Genomic DNA, 2,436 nt, shown 5'->3' on the forward strand with positions numbered 1-2,436 from the left:
AAAAAATTCTAACTAAAACAGGTGTCTTGCCAGTTTGAGCTACGGCATTAAATGCCAAAATCTAGTACGACTTAACAAGACACTACTACTTTAACATAAAGAAAAAGTAGTGAGAAAATCTTCCGTCGAAGGTTTCCTCACTACTAATCTTAGTATGTTTGAGCTGTCTGCGACTCGCTGCCTTGTACTAAAAGCAAACTGAAAGACTATAATCCTCTTCGCCGAACCCTAAGTTCTGTCTTCATCGGATTGCCTTTTCAGATTTCGAACTGTTTCGAGTATAAAAGAAATCCACTCGTTTTTTCAACCAGTGGATTCCTCTTTTATTCTTCTTCGGGATAAGTCAATCCCCATTCTTGACGGAGCTGGGTCATCAGGGACATAACATCACGGGTATAGGCCAAGTGCATCTTATTCTCCTGACCGAGCACTGCCTTTTCCATGTCGGCCACTTCATAGGCCAAAGCACTTTGTGTCTCTCCAAGCTCAATAACTTCCTGGCGATTATCGTCAGTGTAGGTGATTACCGCCTTTTGTCCACGCGGATACTCATAGAGCTCAATATAGCCCTTATCATAAGCCAACATCCCTCGTTTGGGTTGCTTGGCGTGTAGACTGAGTGCGACCGTTGCCATTTCGCCTTCTGGATTTGTTAACAAAATCCCAACTTGTTCATCTACACCGGTAGGGGCCAGCTTGACTTGAGAAAGCAGTTGATCCGGTTGGGAGCTCATAAAGAAGCGAACGAATGAAAGCGCATATACTCCTATGTCCAAAAGAGCTCCACCAGCCAGCGAGCGGTTAAAGAATCGGTTCGTCATGTCATAGTCTTTATAAGATCCAAAATTCATCTGGATCATCTTCAGAGGTCCAAGCTCACCACTATCCACACGACGACGCAACTCTCCATAAATGGGCATGTGGTAAATGGTCATGGCTTCCCCCAAGATGACCTGATTCTCCTCCGCCAATTGGATTGCTTCTTCCAGCTCCTGACTATTGAGGGTGATAGACTTCTCACACAAGACGTGCTTACCCGCCGTCAAAGCCTTTCTCAAGTACTGAATGTGCGTATTATGTGGTGTAGAAATATAGATGATATCTACCTCGGGATCCTCAAAGACCTGATCAATCTCCTCATAAACCTTCTCAATCCCATACTTTTCAGCAAACGCAACTCCTTTATCATAGGTCCGATTGGCCACTGAATAAAGCTTTCTCCCACTTGACTCAAGGGCTTGAGCCAATTCATTTGCAATCACACCTGTCCCCAAAGTTGCCCATTTTAAATCCTGTTTATGCATCTTGAATTCCTCCTCGTTCTTCCCAGTCTATCAAATCCCCTATCATCTGTCAAAAATCAAAAAAGACTTCCCAGCCAGTTCTAACACTAGCAAAGGAAGTCTTTTTGTCACTTCAATTAAGGAAGACTAAGCTATCTTGATTAGTCTTCTTCACGACGACGTCTTGCTTTAAGACCGATCGTACTTAGAAGCATTCCGACACCAAGAGCTACAGCACCTGCATTCGATTCCTCACCTGTATTTGGAAGGGTTTCTTGATCTGTAGATTGAGTGCTCATTTGAGTCTTAGACTCTTTCATTTCAGGTTTTTGACCTGGAACTGGAACTTGAGGTTTCACTTCTGGTTTCACCTCAGGTTGAACAGGTTTCTCAGGTTTAGATGGAGTAACTGGTTTGCTTGGGGTTACAACCTTGATTGTTACTTCAACCTTGTCTTGAGATCCATCTGGGTAAGTAACAACTACTGTGACTTTCTTATCACCTGGAGTTGTTGTATCGACTGGTTTCTCAAACTCAACCTTCGTTCCTGCTGGAAGCTCTGGCAAGTTGGAAATAGACTTGTTCGGATCTGGTTGTTCTCCTACATTCACAGACTGATCTTGTGCAACTGGAGTGTTCTTATCTGCGTCTGTACGAGGGTCCACAACTTTAACCGTTACTTCAACCTTGTCTTGAGATCCATCTGGATAGGTTACAACTACTGTGACTTTCTTACCACCTGGAGTTGTTGTATCTACTGGTTGCTCAAACTCGACTTTCGTTCCTTTTGGAAGGTCTGGCAAGTTTGAGATAGAGTCGCCTGGGTTTGGTTGCTCACCTACTTTGACAGATTGGTCTTTTGGAACTGGAGTGTTCTTATCTGCATCTGTACGTGGGTCTACAATTGTTACCGGTACATCCACAACTTCCTTGCTGCCATCTGGATAAGTGATCTCTACCTTACCTATGTAATTTCCAGGTTTGTTTGTATCAATCGCACCCTCTGGAGTCACATCTTTAACTGTCACTTCAACTGGCTTACCTGACTCATCAGTGATTGGTTTAACATTATCTGTTAAGTCTACTGTGCCACCTTTGGCTACAGTTTCTGGAGTTGTTTCTGGTGTGTACTTATCTGCATCTGTACGTGGAT

The 2,436-nt window shown here is 43.6% G+C and carries 2 protein-coding genes; both read right to left on the minus strand.

The window, feature by feature from the left end; genetic code table 11:
- Window positions 1-323 precede the first annotated feature (323 nt).
- Window positions 324-1,304, minus strand: a complete 981-nt coding sequence (locus I2503_RS09190) for a Gfo/Idh/MocA family oxidoreductase (RefSeq protein ID WP_196092471.1) — start codon at window positions 1,302-1,304, stop codon at window positions 324-326.
- A gap of 140 nt (window positions 1,305-1,444) precedes the next feature.
- On the minus strand, window positions 1,445-2,436 hold a 992-nt coding region (locus tag I2503_RS09195; RefSeq protein ID WP_196967761.1), incomplete at its 5' end, for a Rib/alpha-like domain-containing protein.

It is taken from the genome of Streptococcus sp. NLN64 (genome assembly GCF_015831295.1).
Classification (GTDB): Bacteria; Bacillota; Bacilli; order Lactobacillales; family Streptococcaceae; genus Streptococcus.